A 13,888-nucleotide genomic window follows, 5' to 3' on the forward strand; every position below is an offset into this window, starting at 1 on the left:
CATCACCGACGAGCCGGCCACGCGCCCCGTCGAAGGACACGGTCGCGACCGGCCGGGTGAGGTCCAGGGGAACCTGCGCGTTGACTGTGGCCTCGCCGAGGGGGTGTGGCCGTCTCGCTGTCCGGTGTGTCAGGCCAACCCGTCCACCAGGAGGAAGGCCGAGTCGGCCTGGTAGTCCGACGACGAGCGGTGGTGGCCGTAGTCGCTGTCCAGGACGAGCTGGAAGTTCTGGTGGCGCAGGAACCGGCCGGGGTAGTTCACCGACTCCAGCATGATCGCGCCGGTGACCGAGGAGGCGCGGCGGCAGAAGGTCGCGTCCTGTTTGAACAGGGCCGAGCCGTCGTTGCGCTCGGAGCGCAGGACGAAGTCGCGGTGGCGCAGGTAGGTGCCGTCGGCCGTGGCGAACGAGTAACAGGATGCGTTGGCAAGGCCCTTGACCAGCTTGAAGGTGGCGTTGCGGCGGTCGGCGGCCGAGGTGATCCGGTCGAGCTTCACGTAGTCGCCGCTCACGTGCCAGTAGCGGTCGGGGTAGTTGACCGAGCGGACGGACTTCCAGGTGCCCTTGGGCTTCGGCTTGCTGGACGAAGTCGCTTTGTGCGTCGGTGACTTGGACGGCTTCGCGCCGCCGGCCGGGGACGGGGAAGCGGGTGCGGCAGGCGTGCTTCGCGCCGTCGACTGGCCGACCTTGCCGCTGGGTGAGGCGCCGCTCTCGGAGGGCGAGGCGAAGGTGATCAGGCCCGGTTCGGTCGCGGTGCTGGCGGACGGGACCGGCGACCTCGCGGCGCGTGACGGACCGTCAGAAGCCTTCTTCATGAAGGCGATCGCCATCACGCAGGTGATGATCGTGGCGAGGGCCAGGATGCCGGCCAGCCAGAGTCTTCGGGTGCCGGGTGTCCGTGAGGTGTCGGGTGCCCAGCCGTTCTCCCACGGTTGGTTCCGCGGGGGCCGGGGCGTGTTTTCTGGCATGCGCTGTTCCTCCAGCGGCGCCAAAGGCGGCGGCCGGGGGTGTGAGGGAGAGGTGGGTGACCGGTGAAACCCTAGTGGAGTGGTGAGGTGCCCGGGAACCGTTTCAGGGAGCGGTTTCCATGAATATTGAACCTCCCTCTGTTTTGAACCGCTGTACACGCCGGGCCCGTTGCGGCATATGTTGTGCCTTGAACCAGCCTTGCCCTGAACAGCACCGCTCCTGCCTCTGCCCACGGCCCACGCCCTGCCGAAAGACGGAACGCCTCCCATGACCGACAAGGCCAGCACCCCCGGATCCGCGGACCCCCAGAAGATCGACACGTCGGTGCCGCACTCGGCACGGATCTGGAACTACTGGCTGGGGGGCAAGGACAACTACCCGGTCGACGAGATGGCCGGCGACGCCTACACGGACGTCTTCCCGGGCATCGTCACCATCGCCCGCAGCAGCCGCGCCTTCCTGGCCCGCAACATCACCTACCTGGTCGCCGAGGCGGGCATCCGGCAGTTCCTGGACGTCGGCACCGGCCTGCCGACCGCCGACAACACCCACCAGGTCGCCCAGCGCATCGCCCCCGAGGCCCGGATCGTCTACGTCGACAACGACCCGATGGTCCTCGCCCACGCGCACGCGCTGCTCTACTCGACGCGCGAGGGCGTCACCGACTACATCGACGCGAACGTGACGGACACGCCCCGCATCCTGGAGGCCGCCGCGCGGACGCTGGACCTGTCCCAGCCGACCGCGCTGATCCTCAGCAACATCCTCGGGCACGTCGCCACGCACAAGGAGGCCCTCTCGATCGTCACGGGCCTGATGAGCGCGCTGCCGTCCGGCAGTTACCTCTCCATCAACGACGGTTCGGCGGGCATCGACCCCGACTTCGAGCAGGCCCAGAACGCGTACAACGAGAGCGGCGCGGTCCCCTACAACCTGCGCACGGTCGAGGAGATCACCGCCTACTTCGACGGCCTGGAGCTGCTGGAGCCCGGCGTCGTCTCCGTCCCGCTCTGGCGGCCGGACACCACCACCCCGGAGCCCAAGGTCATCGGCGAACACGGGGGTCTCGCCCGCAAGCCGTGACCAGGGCTGGGGCGTGACCCGGGGCAGGGTCAGGGGGCGGCGGAGCGGTACGTAGGCTCGTCCGCATGGGATACCTGTTGCTCGGCGCGGCGATCGCCGCCGAGGTGGGCGCCACGACCGCCATGAAGTACAGCGAGGGCTTCAGCAGGCTGTTGCCCTCGCTGCTGACCGTCCTCGGGTACGTCGTCTCCTTCCTGCTGCTCGCGCAGACCCTCAAGACCGTGTCGGTGGGCACGGCCTACGCGATCTGGTCCGGGATCGGCACCGCGGCCATCGCCACCATCGGCATGCTGTTCCTGGGGGAGGGCATGACGGCGACCAAGGCCGCCGGGATCGCGCTGATCATCGTGGGGGTCGTGGTGCTCAACATGGGCGGCGCGCACTGAGGCCCTGCCGGGCGGGATGCGGTTGTCGGGGGAGGCAGAGGCGCTCGCCGACTGAGACACCCGCGCCGCTGGTTCGCCTCCGTGGGCCCTTGCCGGTTAGGTTGCCCTCATGACCGACACGACTGCACCCAGCACCACCGGGGCGGTGGCCGCCGGCCTCGCCACGATCGCCGCCGACGGCACTGTTCTCGACACCTGGTTCCCCGCGCCCGAACTGGCCGCCGAGGCCGGACCGTCCGGCACCGAGCGGCTGTCGGCCGAGCGGGCCATGGAGCTGCTCGGCGCGGGTGCGGCGAAAGCGGTCGGGCCGGACGCGCGGCGTGGCGTCGAGGTGATCGCGGTCCGTACCGTCATCTCCTCCCTCGACGCGAAGCCGATCGACGCCCACGACGTCTACCTCCGCCTCCACCTGCTCTCGCACCGGCTCGTCCAGCCGCACGGCCAGAGCCTGGAGGGCATGTTCGGCTTCCTCGCCAACGTCGCCTGGACCTCGCTCGGCCCGGTCGCCGTGGACGACGTCGAGAAGGTGCGGCTCAACGCCCGCGCCGAGGGCCTGCACCTCCAGGTGACGTCCATCGACAAGTTCCCGCGCATGACGGACTACGTGGCCCCGAAGGGCGTCCGCATCGCCGACGCCGACCGGGTCCGGCTCGGCGCGCACCTCGCGGACGGCACCACCGTCATGCACGAGGGCTTCGTCAACTTCAACGCCGGCACGCTCGGCACGTCGATGGTCGAGGGCCGGATCTCCGCCGGTGTCGTGGTCGGCGACGGCTCGGACATCGGCGGCGGCGCGTCCACGATGGGCACCCTCTCCGGCGGCGGCAACGTCCGCATCACCATCGGCGAGCGCTGCCTGGTCGGCGCGGAGGCGGGCGTCGGCATCGCGCTCGGCGACGAGTGCGTGGTCGAGGCCGGGCTGTACGTCACCGCCGGCACCCGCGTGACCATGCCCGACGGCCAGATCGTCAAGGCCCGCGAACTCTCCGGCGCCTCCAACATCCTCTTCCGCCGCAACTCCGTCACCGGCACGGTCGAGGCCCGCCCGAACAACGCGGTCTGGGGCGGCCTCAACGAGATCCTGCACAGCCACAACTGACAGCGGCGGTACGGCAGTTGGGTGGTACGACTGTTGGGTGAGCGCCCGGCCTAGCACCATGGCCGGGCGCTCACCCGTGTCTGCCGCTCACGCGTGCTGCGCCGCCGCGAACGCCGCCAGCGCCGTGAAGTCCGGCTCGCGCAGGCCGATCCTCGGGTTCACGTGGTGCAGCAGTGCCGGCGCCGGATGCCTCGCGGCCACGAACTCGTCGTCCGCCGGGGTCTGTTCGTCGTCCACCCAGGCGAAAGGGCGGCCGTCCGCGTACGCCAGGATCGCCTCCGTCTTCCAGTGCACCCCGTCGGGCCGCTGGGCGAACAGGTCCGCGCCGAAGTCGACGTACGGCAGCTCGGGCAGGCCGACGACGGGGCCTATCCAGCGGTTCGCGGTGTCCATCCACGTGGTCGCCCAGCACAGGTCGTAGTCCAGGGCGAGCAGCGCGGCGCCGTGGGCGGGGTTCAGCCAGACCCGGAGGCGGCGCGACTGGAAGGTCACCCTCAGCGTCGTGTAGCCCGCGGGGCGTCGTTCGGGCTGTGCCGCGTAGGGGTTGAGGGGGCCGTCGACGTCGAGGAAGAGCAGAGGGCGGCTCATGGGGGACAACGTACGGCAGCGGGGGCGGGAACTCGTCCGAGAATTCTTCGCGCGGCAGGCATAGCGACAGGGTGGCGCGCGCGTCACAAGGGGCACAGGGGCGGGGCACAAGCTTCGCCGGGGGAAGAGAAGGTGACGATGGATGCCGAAGGGCTCGATGGTTTCCGCGAGTTCGTGGAGAACAGGTCGTCGGCTCTGCTGAGGACCGCCGTGCTGCTGTGCGGAGGTGACCGGCACGCGGGTGAGGACCTGCTGCAGAACGCGCTCGTGAAGGCCGCGGGCAAGTGGCAGCGGATCGACGAGCCCGAAGCCTATGTACGACGGATCCTGTACCGGCAGCAGATAAGCCGCTGGCGGCTGAAGTGGGGCCGCAGCGAGGTCAGTGTCGCCGAGCCGCCCGAGGGCGGCGCACGGGCGGCGGGTGACACCGCGGCCGCCGCCGAGCTCAGGGTCGTGATGCGTGAGGCCCTGGGGAGGCTGACCGCCCGGCAGCGCACCGTGCTGGTGCTGCGCTACTTCGAGGACCTCCCCGAGGCGGACGTGGCCCGGCTGCTGGGCTGCTCGGTGGGCACCGTACGGTCCACCACCCACCGCTCGCTCGCCCGACTGCGCACCCTGGCACCGGAGTTGGCGGCCCTGGGACCGGCCGAGGCCGAGCAGCCGCCGTCCCGTGACTACTCACCCGTGGAGGTGCGTCCGTGAACGTCGATGAACTCCTGCGTGACGCCCTGCGCGAGCAGGCCGATGAACAGGCCTCGGCGGGACCGGGGTTGGCCGACCGTGTGCTCTCCCTGCGCCGGCGTCGGCGCAACCGCCGGTACGCGACCCTCGCCGCCGTCACCGTCGCGGTGGTGGCCGTCGCCGTGGCGGTACCCATGCTCGACTCGGGCAAGCACGAGGTACGCCCCTCGGGCGGTATCCAGCAGGTCGAGGTCAACGCCCACCCGAACCAGTCGCCGCCGCGCGACCTGATCTCCGCCGGGGGCACGGCACTTGCCGCGTACTCGGTCCCGAAGACCGTCGTGCAGTCGGCCAACGAGGGCGTGACCGTGCGTACCTACTGGCTGCTCGATCCCAAGACCGGGAAGTACGTGAAGACCACCAAGTGGTCCTGGGTCGCCGTCGCCCCCGGCATGAAGACCGCCGCCGTCCTGGAGCAGAACCTGCCCGCCTCCCGGATCGGCCTGCTCGACCTGGCCTCGGGGCAGGTCAAGCGGTGGATCCCGGTGGACCACGGGGTCGGCGGGCTGGCGTTCTCGCGCGACGGACAGAAGCTGGTCGCCAGCACCTACGGCGGGAACCCGGACCAACTGGAGAAGACCGAGGGCTCGGACGGCTGGGACCAGAAGCAGCCGTCGACCCGCAACGGCTTCTACGTCTTCGACGTGGCCTCCGGCAAGGGCCCTTGGAGCGAGGTCGAGCTGAAGAGCGACCCGACCGACCCGGACGTCGGCTTCCTCAACGGCCGCCAGGACTTCGCCCTCACCCCGGACGGCAAGTACGTCTGGGCCGGCAACCCGATGGGCGCCATCGGCAAGGAGTTCTACGACCTCTCCGGCAAGAAGGTCGCCGTGCCGACCGACCAGAAGTACCTGAACTGGTGGGTGGACGCGGGGACTTCACCGAACGGGAAGCTGGTCGGCGGAGACTTCGCCGGCGAGAAGTGGAAGACCTCGTCCTGGATCGTCGACGCCCGGACCGGGGACAAGACCGAGGTGCACGGGCAGCAGTTGCTCGCCTGGGTCGGCAACACCCGGCTCATCGCCTGGGACATCGCGAAGAACGGCAAGAACGAGTTCCACAACCGGCTCGTGCTCGTCACAGTCGGCAGCGACGACGTCGTCCCGCTCAGCGGCTTCCGCCAGGGCAACGACGGAGCCGCCGGACGCTGGGAACCGGTCTTCGCCCAGCGGTGAGCACCAGTGCTCAGCAGCTGAGGTGAGCACCTGAGGTGAGCACCAGCAATGATCAACCGACCTCAGCCGCCCACGAGTTCCTCGTACACCGCCCGCAGCCCGTCGACCGCCTCGCGGTCGGCGGGCCGCAGCGGGGCACGTACCGGGCCCGCGGGCAGGCCGAGTTCGCGCAGGAGTGCCTTGGCCGTGACCGAGCCGGGCAGTCCCGCCGCCATCATCGCCTCGATGAGCGGTGTCGCGCGTTGCTGGAGGCGGGCGGCCACGGGGGTGTCGCCCGCCTCGAACGCGTCGATGACCGCGCGGAGTTCGGCCGGGACCACGTTCGCGACCGTGCTCACATACCCCGCACCGCCGACCGCGTACAGCGCGAGATTGTGCTCGTCGCAGCCCGCGTAGTACGCCAACTCCGTCCGGGCCATCACCTTTTGGGCACCCAGGAAGTCGTAGGAGCAGTCCTTGACCGCCACGATCCGGGGGTGCTCGGCGAGCCGGAGCATCGTGGCCGGCTCGATCCGGGTGCCGGTGCGGGCCGGGATGTCGTACACGGCCATCGGCAGCCCCGACGCGTCCGCGACCGTGCGGAAGTGCTCCTCCACCGCGTCCTGCGGAGGCCTGCTGTAGTACGGGCTCACTACCAACAGGCCGTCCGCGCCCGCCTTTTCGGCCGCCCGGGCCAGCTCCACGGTGTGCCGGGTGTCGAAGGTGCCGACCCCCGCCACGACGGACGCCCGCTCGCCCACCGCCTCCCGCACCGCGGTCACCAGCGCCGACTTCTCGGCGTCCGTGGTCGTCGGCGACTCGCCCGTCGTCCCGGAGAGCACCAGCCCGTCGCAGCCGTGGGACACCAGCCGCTCGGCGAGCCGCTGCGCACCGTCGAGGTCCAGCGCGCCCTCCTCGGTGAAGGGCGTGATCATCGCGCAGAGCGCACGGCCGAAGGGCGGGGTGGGGCGGGCGGCGGTGGTCGTCATGGGAGTAGTGTCGGCGGGGTCACTGTGAAGCTCTACTTAATTCTGCTACGAGGTATTGGTAAGCAGTGCTGCGGAGTGGGGTGGGTCGGGGCGCAGACCAGGCCCTGTGTCCCTTTCGCCCTCCATGGGTCACCATGGTCTGGACGGTCATCGGCATCGGCCCATGGAGGCGTCATGAAACTCGGCAAGGCACTCGCCACCGGAATCGCGGAAGAGCGGCCGCAGGAGCACGACCGAGAACCCGAGGGGCTCGAACTCCCCGAGGAGATCAAGGAATTGAAGGCCCCCGAAGAGGTCCCGGCGGCCCGATGAGGCTGCGGCTTCCGGCGGAACGCCCGACGGAGCCGCCGACCGGATACAAGATCGCCCACCCGGTGCTGTCCCAGGACGGCACCCGGGCCGGGTTCACCGGTGTGTCGCTGGGCGGCGCGCTGCCGTACGGAGTGCTGGCCGACGCGTCCTGCGTCTACGGCCTGCGGCACCGGGCACCGCACCGCCGCTGCGACTGCGGCTTCCACTGCGTGCACGACCGCACGGTCGCCGAGGGGCTGCTGTGCACCGCCGAGCACCGCAGCGCCGTCCTGCTCGACGTCACCGTGCTGGGCGCCTACATCCGCTTCGAGCGCGGCTTCCGCTACGCCCGTCAACGCGTGCGCACGGCCACGGTCGGACCGTGTTCCTGCGGTACGGTCGCCGCCGCCCTCGCCGACGCGGGCCGAGGCCGCCCCGGCTGGCTGGCCCTGGCACCGTCCTGCGCGGGCTGCGTCCGAGGCCGTACGTCCGTCTCGCTCGCCGCCTTCGCCCGGCTGGCGGGGGAGGGGCTCCGGGTCGTCGCCGGCAGCGCGAACGTCCGCCAGGTGGCCGAACTCTCCGGCGCCGAAGGGCTCGGCGTACCCGAACTCACCGCGGAGGCAGCCCTGTTGCAGGCGCGGCTCGACTGGTTTCAGACGCAGTTGGCGCGGCTCGGCGAGAACGGGTCGGGCGAGGGAGACCAAGGGCGGTAGTCCTGTGCGTGCTTGACCTCAACTTTGGTTGAGATTGAAGAGTTCAGGTATGACACAGCGCACCGACACACACCCCGACCTCGCCGACCCCCGCATCGGCGCCCCCTTCTTCAGCACCTGGCGCGTGGGCACACCCCTGCGCCAGCGGCAGACCGTCGAGGCGATCGCCGACACCTGGCAGCGCCGCCCCTGGCCGGCCGCCGACCTGCTCGGCTACCACGTCTACACCGGCCACGACGCCTCCACCCTCCTGCACTACTCGCAGTGGACGGGCGAGGCGGCCTACGAGGCCTTCGTCAAGACGCACCGGCAGGAGCGCGTCGACGAGATCGACACCGCCGTACCGGGCATCGACCGGGTGGGCCTGGGCCGCTACCGGCACTACCGCAGTCTCGGCCCGGCCGACCGGGGCGGCCGCGTCCCCGGGTGCGTGGTGATCGTGGACATCGAGTTCGAGGGACCCGACCCCGAGCGGCAGCGCGCCTGGGTGGACGCCGTCGCGGAGGCCCTGGCGAGCGAGCCCGCCCCGCGTCCCGGCGGGATCTCCGCCCACTTCCACCTCTCCACCGACGGCACCCGCGTCCTCAACTACGCCGAGTGGGAGAGCGCGCAGGCCCACGTCGACGCCCTCGCCTCACCGGGGGACGGGATCGGCTCGGGGAGCGAACTCTGGACGCGTGTGCAGACCTGGCCGGGGCTGAAGAGCAGCACGGTGAGCCGGTACGACCATGCCCTGGGTCTCTTGCCGGGCTGAGCGCCGACGCCCTGAGAGCGGCGGGCTCCGGTATCCGTTCACCGAACACTTCACTCTCCTGGACAAAAAAAGTTTTCGGTGAGACGGTGGATCCATGTTGGACGTGACCGTCATCGAGGACCCCGAGGCCGCAGCCGTCTCCCTGGACCCCATAAGGGCCCGGCTGCTGGCCGAGCTGGCGGCAGGACCCGCGTCGGCCGCCATGCTGGCCGGCCGGGTCGGGCTGCCCCGGCAGAAGGTGAACTACCACCTCAAGGCACTGGAGCGGCACGGCCTGGTCGAGCTGTCCGGCGAGCGCCGCAAGGGCAATGTCACCGAGCGGCTGATGCGGGCGACCGCCGCGTCGTACGTCATCTCGCCGCTCGCGCTCGCCGCCGTGCAGCCCGACCCGGACCGCTTCCGGGACCAGCTGTCCGCGCGCTGGCTGCTCGCGCTCGGCGCCCGTCTGGTGCGGGACGTCGGCGCGCTGATCACCGGCGCGGCGAAGGCCCGCAAGGGGCTCGCCACCTATGCCCTCGACGGCGAGGTGCGGTTCGCCTCGGCCGCCGAACGGGCCGCGTTCATCGAGGAGTTGACGGCCGGAGTCACCGGCCTGATCCGCAAGTACGACGCTCCGGGCGTCGAGGGCGGCCGGGACCACCGGATCGTGGTGGCCGTCCATCCCACCCTCAAGCAGACCGAGTTGGAGTAGATCATGCCCAAAGAGTTCGAGATCGCCCGCGAGTTCGAGGTCGACGCCACCCCGCAGCAGGTGTGGGACGCCGTCACCACCGGCACCGACGGCTATCTGTGGCCGATGGAGCCGCCGGAGCCCAAGGTCGGCGGCACGGGGCCCTTCGGGTCGACCGTCACCGCCTGGGACCCGCCCCACCGCTACACCAACCGGGTCGAGAACGTCGACGGCATCGCCGAGCAGACGATGAACCAGCTCGACTACACCATCGAGGCCCGCGACGAGGGGCGCCGGGCCTGGGTGCGGTACGTGCACAGCGGGATCTTCGTCGACGACTGGGACAACCAGTACGACGGTGCCGCCAAGCACACCGACTTCTATCTGCACACCCTGCGCGAGTACCTGACCCACTTCGCGCCCAAGCCCGCCGCCTTCGCGACCTTCGACGGGCCCGAGGCGTCGAAGGCTCCGGACGCGCTGGCCGTCGTAGGGCGGGCGCTGGGTCTCGCGGACGACGTGGCCGCCGGGGCGCGGGTGACGGTCACCGGGCCCGACGAGTTCGAGGCCGTCGTCGACTTCCGCAACGCGTACTTCATCGGGCTGCGCACCGACCGGGGGCTCACCCGGATCTTCGGGCGCAACCACTGGGGTTATCCGGTCGGCATCTCCCTGCACGACTTCACGCCGGGCTCGCCCATCAAGGAGTGCGAGACCGAGTGGCAGGGCTGGCTGAACGGGGTGTTCGACCAGCCCTGACCAAAAGGGAGTTACGACTTGGCGGTGTTACGGGCGGAAGCGCAGCACCTGCGGGTCGTGGTCGCTGATCTGGTCGTTGAACTCCGAGTTGATGTGCACGCTGTCGTACTCGAAGTCGCAGTCGCGCCGGATCGACGGGCTGATCAGGATCTGGTCCAGGACCTGCTGGTTGCCCTGGTAGTCGTAGGTGTAACGCTCGCTCTTCGGCAGCGACTTGATCGCCGACCAGAGCTCGCCGTCACCCTCCAGGATCTTCGTGGTGTCGGAGAACTCGAAGTCGTTGATGTCGCCGAGCGTGATGACGTCGGCGTTCTTCTGGACGTCGAGGATCGACTTCACGAACGCGTTGACCAGGGTGGCCTGCTTGTGGCGCTGGATCTCCGAGCTGCGCGGCACCGGCTGGTACTGCGAGGTCAGCCCGTAGTCGCCACCCTTGGAGTTGAGGTGGTTGGCGATCACGAAGACCGTCTTGCCGCGGAAGACGAACTCGCCGGCCAGCGGCTTGCGGCTGGTGGTCCAGGCCTCGTTCGTCGGGTCGACCCGGCCCGGGGAGGCCGTCAGGGCCGCCTTGCCGTGCACCTTCGTGACCCCGACCGCCGTGGTGGCGTTGCCGCCCGCGCGGTCGGTGAAGGAGACCCGCTCCGGGTTGAAGAGGAACACCTGGCGGATGTTGCCGCCCGGCTCGCCGCCGTCGGTGTCGTTGGTCGGGTCGATGGAGCGCCACTGGTACTTGGGGCCGCCGGCCGCGACGATCGCGTCGATCAGCTTGTTCACCGTCACGTCGGCGGCGACCGTGCCGTCGTCCTTCGCGCCGTTGTTGTCCTGGATCTCCTCCAGGGACACGATGTCGGGCGACTTCAGGTTGTTCACGATCGCGGAGGCGTGCTCCTCGAAGGTGGCGTCGGTCGGGTCGAGGTTCTCGACGTTGTACGTCGCGACCGCCAGCTCGTCCCGCGACTGCTTCTGCGTAGTCTCGCGCTTGAGGCCACCGCTCTTCAGCGTGCCCAGCTCGCTCGCGACCAGCGTGTAGCCGCCGTACTGGTTGAAGTCCATCGGGCCGGTCGTGGTGCCGGTCAGCGTGTCGCCGACGTTCGCCACCGGGAAGTCGGCGACCGCGCCCAGGGACTGGATCTGCAGTCGGCCGGTGTTCTGCGAGTCGTAGGAGCCGTACAGCGTGCCGCCGCGGCGGGTCTGGTTCTCGTGCGGCTTCACCGTGACCCACAGCTCGGCGTACGGGTCGGTGGCGGTGACCACGCGGGTGTTCTTGACCTGGACGTTCATGCCCTCAAGGGACTCGTAGTAGTCCAGGGCGTACTTCTTCGGCTGCAGGGTCAGGCCGTTGACGGAGCCGTTCGCGGCGGTGTCGCCCGCGGGGCTGTAGCGGTTCGGCACCGACTTCGACCTGATCACCGTGGGGGCCGGGACCGCGTTGCCCGTGGAGACGGTGGTGATGGTGGGCTTGGTGATCTCGGTCAACGACTGGTTTCCGGTCGAAGTGCCGCCCGGCACGTACTCGGAGACCGTGCCGGTGACCGTGACGGAGTCACCGACGGCGACCTTCGGCGTGGAGCTGGTGAAGACGAACACGCCTTCACTGGTGGCCGGGTTGTCGTCCGGGGTCGGGTCCTGGAGCCAGAAGCCTCTCGAAGAGCCGTACGTGCGTGTGCCGGTGACTATGCCGGGCACGTCCGTGACCTTCTGGCCGGCGTACGGGGAGGTCCGGGTGGTGCCCTGGACGTCGTGGATGCGCAGGCTGTCGGCGTGCGCGGGCGAGGTCAGGGCGACGGTGGACGCCGCGGAACATACGGCGGCGACGGTGAGCGCGGCGAGGCGCGCGGAAGACTTGCTCGGCAACGTGATCCCTCCGGGGACATGCGTGGGCGCCGGGACGAGGGTGTGACTGGAACGCCTGGGGCCGCGACCGGTGGGGCGGTGGCGACGCGCGTAGAAAATACAGTGAACAGGTGTCCAGCAGATTTCTACGCGCGTCAATCTCCTGCCTGCTCATATGGGTTGTCAAGGATCCAGCCATGTACAGCGGCCGACGGGGAGATGAACCGGGCGGCATGGGTCGAAATCCGTCTAGGCTGAGCGATCGAGTGGTACGACACGCCCCCTAGGAGAAGCAGCCGATGTCAGACAGCTCCCCCCTGCCGCCGGTGCGGTTGTCTCCCGAAGCGGAGCTGGCGCGGGCCGCGTTGTCCACGCCGCTGCTCGGCCGGGCCGCACGGCTGGCCCGCTGGGCCGGCGCGGACACCAGGGTCGACGCCGGGGGCGGACTCGTCGACGAGCAACTGCCCGCCGCCGCCGACGCCCTCGGGCTGACCGGCGACGACGCGGCGGCCGACGCGAGCGAGGCCTGGCGGGTGGCCGTCGACACCGGGCTCGTCGAGATCGTCGACGAGGAGGAGGGCACGGTCGCCGTCGGCGAGGAGCTGGCGCTGCTCACCGGCGGTTCGCCGCAGGACGTCCTCGGGGTGTGGCTCGGCGCGCTGGACACCGTGCTGGCCGACGCGAGCGTGCCCGACCTGGAGGGCCTGGAGGACGCGCTCGACGAGAGCGGCGGAGTCGACTTCTCCCGCCTCGAATGGGACCCGGAGGCGGAGGCCGACTTCCTCGACGGCGTGCTCGGCAACCTCTATCTCCTGACGGTCAGCGAGGACGGGCCCGGCGACTCGCCGGTGCCGCTGCCGGCGCTCGCCGCCTCGATGATCGTGCCCAGTGACATGGGGGAGCCCACCAACGACGTGCTGGAGCAGGTGTCCGACGCGATGATGCGGCTGGACGACCAGTTCCGGGTGCTCGAACCGGTCGGCCTGGTCGAGTACCAGCCGGTCGACGAGGCGTTGATGGCCGACGCCGACGAGGAACCCGCGGCGCCCGTCGACGACATCGACGTCTCCCGGTACGGGATGGTGCGGCTCACGCCGCTCGGGCTGTACGGGCTGCGGGCGCGGCTCCTTGAGGCCGGGCTTGAGGCGCCCGCGGTCGGGGACCTCGCGGACAAGGGGGCCGACGCGCTGCTCGACGGGACGGCGACGTTTCCGCAGGGTGCTGCGCAGGCGGAGACCGAGTTGTGGCTGGCTCGGCGTGAATCGCTGGGGGCGGCGCGGGAGTTGCTGGCGGCGGCGCGGGGGCTTGACGCGGGGGCGCCGTTGCGGCGGTTGCGGTGTCAGCAGGCGTTGTCTCTGGTGGGGGACGAGGCGGAGCCCGCGTTGCGGGAGGTGCTCGATGATCCGGAGCTCGGGGGGCTTGCTCGGGTGTGGCTGGCGGAGCATGGGGCGGGGGATGTGCCTGCGCCTTCGGAGTCGATGATCTTCTGGTTGACGATCGACACGGTTGCTGCGCAGCTGGCGGCGGAGGGGAATTCCGACGAACTCCGGGAGTTGGTGCTGGGGTTGGCGGCGCAGCATGGTGGGTTCTTCGATGCTGCTTGGCGGGTGGAGCATCCCGCTACCGCGGATGTGCTGGAGGCGATGGGGCGGTTGCATCCGGACAAGCGGATCGCGAAGGAGGCGAAGCGGGCGGCGTTCAAGGCGCGGTCCCAGCGGGGCGATTGACGGGGCTTTTCTCGCCCCCGCCGCCCCTACCCGTCCCATCCCCAGGGGCGCTGCCCCTTCGACCCCGCTGGGGGCTGCGCCCCCAGACCCCGCTTCGGCCTGAACGGCCTCGTCCTCAAACGCCGGACGGGCTG

At 70.4% G+C, this 13,888-nt stretch carries 15 protein-coding genes; 11 read left to right on the forward strand and 4 right to left on the reverse strand.

Annotated elements, in window-relative coordinates:
• Positions 1–129: 129 nt before the first annotated feature.
• Positions 130–966 carry an AbfB domain-containing protein gene (locus tag ACWDR3_RS44215; RefSeq protein ID WP_450358356.1) on the reverse strand — a complete coding sequence of 279 codons (837 nt, stop codon included), beginning with the start codon at positions 964–966 and terminating at the stop codon, positions 130–132.
• A gap of 268 nt (positions 967–1,234) precedes the next feature.
• Between ACWDR3_RS44215 and ACWDR3_RS44220 the strand changes: the two genes are divergently transcribed.
• The 3 genes from ACWDR3_RS44220 to dapD all read left to right on the forward strand — a co-directional run bounded on the left by ACWDR3_RS44220 (position 1,235) and on the right by dapD (position 3,535).
• Positions 1,235–2,050, forward strand: a complete 816-nt coding sequence (locus ACWDR3_RS44220) for an SAM-dependent methyltransferase (protein ID WP_450358357.1) — start codon at positions 1,235–1,237, stop codon at positions 2,048–2,050.
• Positions 2,051–2,115: 65 nt separating this feature from the next.
• A complete protein-coding gene (locus tag ACWDR3_RS44225; protein WP_401728048.1) occupies positions 2,116–2,436 on the forward strand; it encodes a DMT family transporter in 321 nt (106 codons plus the stop codon).
• 109 nt (positions 2,437–2,545) lie between these two features.
• Positions 2,546–3,535 carry a 2,3,4,5-tetrahydropyridine-2,6-dicarboxylate N-succinyltransferase gene (gene dapD, locus ACWDR3_RS44230; RefSeq protein ID WP_450358358.1) on the forward strand — a complete coding sequence of 330 codons (990 nt, stop codon included), beginning with the start codon at positions 2,546–2,548 and terminating at the stop codon, positions 3,533–3,535.
• 87 nt (positions 3,536–3,622) lie between these two features.
• On the opposite strand, the gene ACWDR3_RS44235 is transcribed toward dapD, so the two are convergent.
• Positions 3,623–4,123, reverse strand: a complete 501-nt coding sequence (locus ACWDR3_RS44235; RefSeq protein WP_450358359.1) for a hypothetical protein — start codon at positions 4,121–4,123, stop codon at positions 3,623–3,625.
• Between the two features lie 138 nt (positions 4,124–4,261).
• On the opposite strand from ACWDR3_RS44235, the gene ACWDR3_RS44240 reads away from it, so the two are divergent.
• Both ACWDR3_RS44240 and ACWDR3_RS44245 read left to right on the forward strand, forming a co-directional pair.
• Positions 4,262–4,825 (forward strand): SigE family RNA polymerase sigma factor, encoded by a 564-nt coding sequence (locus tag ACWDR3_RS44240; protein ID WP_450358360.1) that lies wholly within the window; start codon positions 4,262–4,264, stop codon positions 4,823–4,825.
• Positions 4,822–6,039, forward strand: coding sequence for a WD40 repeat domain-containing protein (locus ACWDR3_RS44245; protein ID WP_450358361.1), 1,218 nt, complete (start codon positions 4,822–4,824; stop codon positions 6,037–6,039). The genes ACWDR3_RS44240 and ACWDR3_RS44245 overlap by 4 nt, the downstream gene beginning before the upstream one ends.
• 62 nt (positions 6,040–6,101) lie before the next feature.
• On the opposite strand, the gene dapA is transcribed toward ACWDR3_RS44245, so the two are convergent.
• Positions 6,102–7,007, reverse strand: a complete 906-nt coding sequence (dapA, locus tag ACWDR3_RS44250) for a 4-hydroxy-tetrahydrodipicolinate synthase (RefSeq protein ID WP_450358362.1) — start codon at positions 7,005–7,007, stop codon at positions 6,102–6,104.
• Positions 7,008–7,181: 174 nt separating this feature from the next.
• Between dapA and ACWDR3_RS44255 the strand changes: the two genes are divergently transcribed.
• The 5 genes from ACWDR3_RS44255 to ACWDR3_RS44275 all read left to right on the forward strand — a co-directional run bounded on the left by ACWDR3_RS44255 (position 7,182) and on the right by ACWDR3_RS44275 (position 10,194).
• The gene (locus tag ACWDR3_RS44255; protein WP_450358363.1) at positions 7,182–7,319 is read left to right on the forward strand and encodes a hypothetical protein; all 138 of its coding nucleotides are present in this window, start codon (positions 7,182–7,184) and stop codon (positions 7,317–7,319) included.
• Positions 7,316–8,011, forward strand: coding sequence for a hypothetical protein (locus ACWDR3_RS44260; RefSeq protein WP_450358364.1), 696 nt, complete (start codon positions 7,316–7,318; stop codon positions 8,009–8,011). Before ACWDR3_RS44255 ends, ACWDR3_RS44260 begins: the two co-directional genes overlap by 4 nt.
• Positions 8,012–8,060: 49 nt before the next feature.
• Positions 8,061–8,765 (forward strand): antibiotic biosynthesis monooxygenase family protein, encoded by a 705-nt coding sequence (locus ACWDR3_RS44265; protein ID WP_450358365.1) that lies wholly within the window; start codon positions 8,061–8,063, stop codon positions 8,763–8,765.
• A gap of 94 nt (positions 8,766–8,859) precedes the next feature.
• Positions 8,860–9,456 carry an ArsR/SmtB family transcription factor gene (locus tag ACWDR3_RS44270; RefSeq protein ID WP_450358366.1) on the forward strand — a complete coding sequence of 199 codons (597 nt, stop codon included), beginning with the start codon at positions 8,860–8,862 and terminating at the stop codon, positions 9,454–9,456.
• Between the two features lie 3 nt (positions 9,457–9,459).
• On the forward strand, positions 9,460–10,194 hold the full coding sequence (locus ACWDR3_RS44275; protein WP_450358367.1) for an SRPBCC domain-containing protein: 735 nt from the start codon (positions 9,460–9,462) through the stop codon (positions 10,192–10,194).
• A gap of 27 nt (positions 10,195–10,221) precedes the next feature.
• Here the strand turns inward: ACWDR3_RS44275 and ACWDR3_RS44280 are convergent, their stop codons facing one another.
• Positions 10,222–12,048 carry an endonuclease/exonuclease/phosphatase family protein gene (locus ACWDR3_RS44280; protein ID WP_450358368.1) on the reverse strand — a complete coding sequence of 609 codons (1,827 nt, stop codon included), beginning with the start codon at positions 12,046–12,048 and terminating at the stop codon, positions 10,222–10,224.
• A gap of 278 nt (positions 12,049–12,326) precedes the next feature.
• Between ACWDR3_RS44280 and ACWDR3_RS44285 the strand changes: the two genes are divergently transcribed.
• Positions 12,327–13,754, forward strand: coding sequence for a hypothetical protein (locus tag ACWDR3_RS44285; protein ID WP_450358369.1), 1,428 nt, complete (start codon positions 12,327–12,329; stop codon positions 13,752–13,754).
• Positions 13,755–13,888 lie beyond the last annotated feature (134 nt).

This window comes from Streptomyces sp. NPDC001002 (assembly GCF_053599215.1).

What these genes read in the sequence shown, in the direction of transcription:
- ACWDR3_RS44215 (WP_450358356.1), bottom strand. Translation starts at nt 966, where the DNA reads ATGCCAGAAAACACGCCCCGGCCCCCGCGGAACCAACCGTGGGAGAAC.
- ACWDR3_RS44220 (WP_450358357.1), top strand. Translation starts at nt 1,235, where the DNA reads ATGACCGACAAGGCCAGCACCCCCGGATCCGCGGACCCCCAGAAGATC.
- ACWDR3_RS44225 (WP_401728048.1), top strand. Translation starts at nt 2,116, where the DNA reads ATGGGATACCTGTTGCTCGGCGCGGCGATCGCCGCCGAGGTGGGCGCC.
- dapD (WP_450358358.1), top strand. Translation starts at nt 2,546, where the DNA reads ATGACCGACACGACTGCACCCAGCACCACCGGGGCGGTGGCCGCCGGC.
- ACWDR3_RS44235 (WP_450358359.1), bottom strand. Translation starts at nt 4,123, where the DNA reads ATGAGCCGCCCTCTGCTCTTCCTCGACGTCGACGGCCCCCTCAACCCC.
- ACWDR3_RS44240 (WP_450358360.1), top strand. Translation starts at nt 4,262, where the DNA reads ATGGATGCCGAAGGGCTCGATGGTTTCCGCGAGTTCGTGGAGAACAGG.
- dapA (WP_450358362.1), bottom strand. Translation starts at nt 7,007, where the DNA reads ATGACGACCACCGCCGCCCGCCCCACCCCGCCCTTCGGCCGTGCGCTC.
- ACWDR3_RS44255 (WP_450358363.1), top strand. Translation starts at nt 7,182, where the DNA reads ATGAAACTCGGCAAGGCACTCGCCACCGGAATCGCGGAAGAGCGGCCG.
- ACWDR3_RS44260 (WP_450358364.1), top strand. Translation starts at nt 7,316, where the DNA reads ATGAGGCTGCGGCTTCCGGCGGAACGCCCGACGGAGCCGCCGACCGGA.
- ACWDR3_RS44265 (WP_450358365.1), top strand. Translation starts at nt 8,061, where the DNA reads ATGACACAGCGCACCGACACACACCCCGACCTCGCCGACCCCCGCATC.
- ACWDR3_RS44270 (WP_450358366.1), top strand. Translation starts at nt 8,860, where the DNA reads ATGTTGGACGTGACCGTCATCGAGGACCCCGAGGCCGCAGCCGTCTCC.
- ACWDR3_RS44275 (WP_450358367.1), top strand. Translation starts at nt 9,460, where the DNA reads ATGCCCAAAGAGTTCGAGATCGCCCGCGAGTTCGAGGTCGACGCCACC.
- ACWDR3_RS44285 (WP_450358369.1), top strand. Translation starts at nt 12,327, where the DNA reads ATGTCAGACAGCTCCCCCCTGCCGCCGGTGCGGTTGTCTCCCGAAGCG.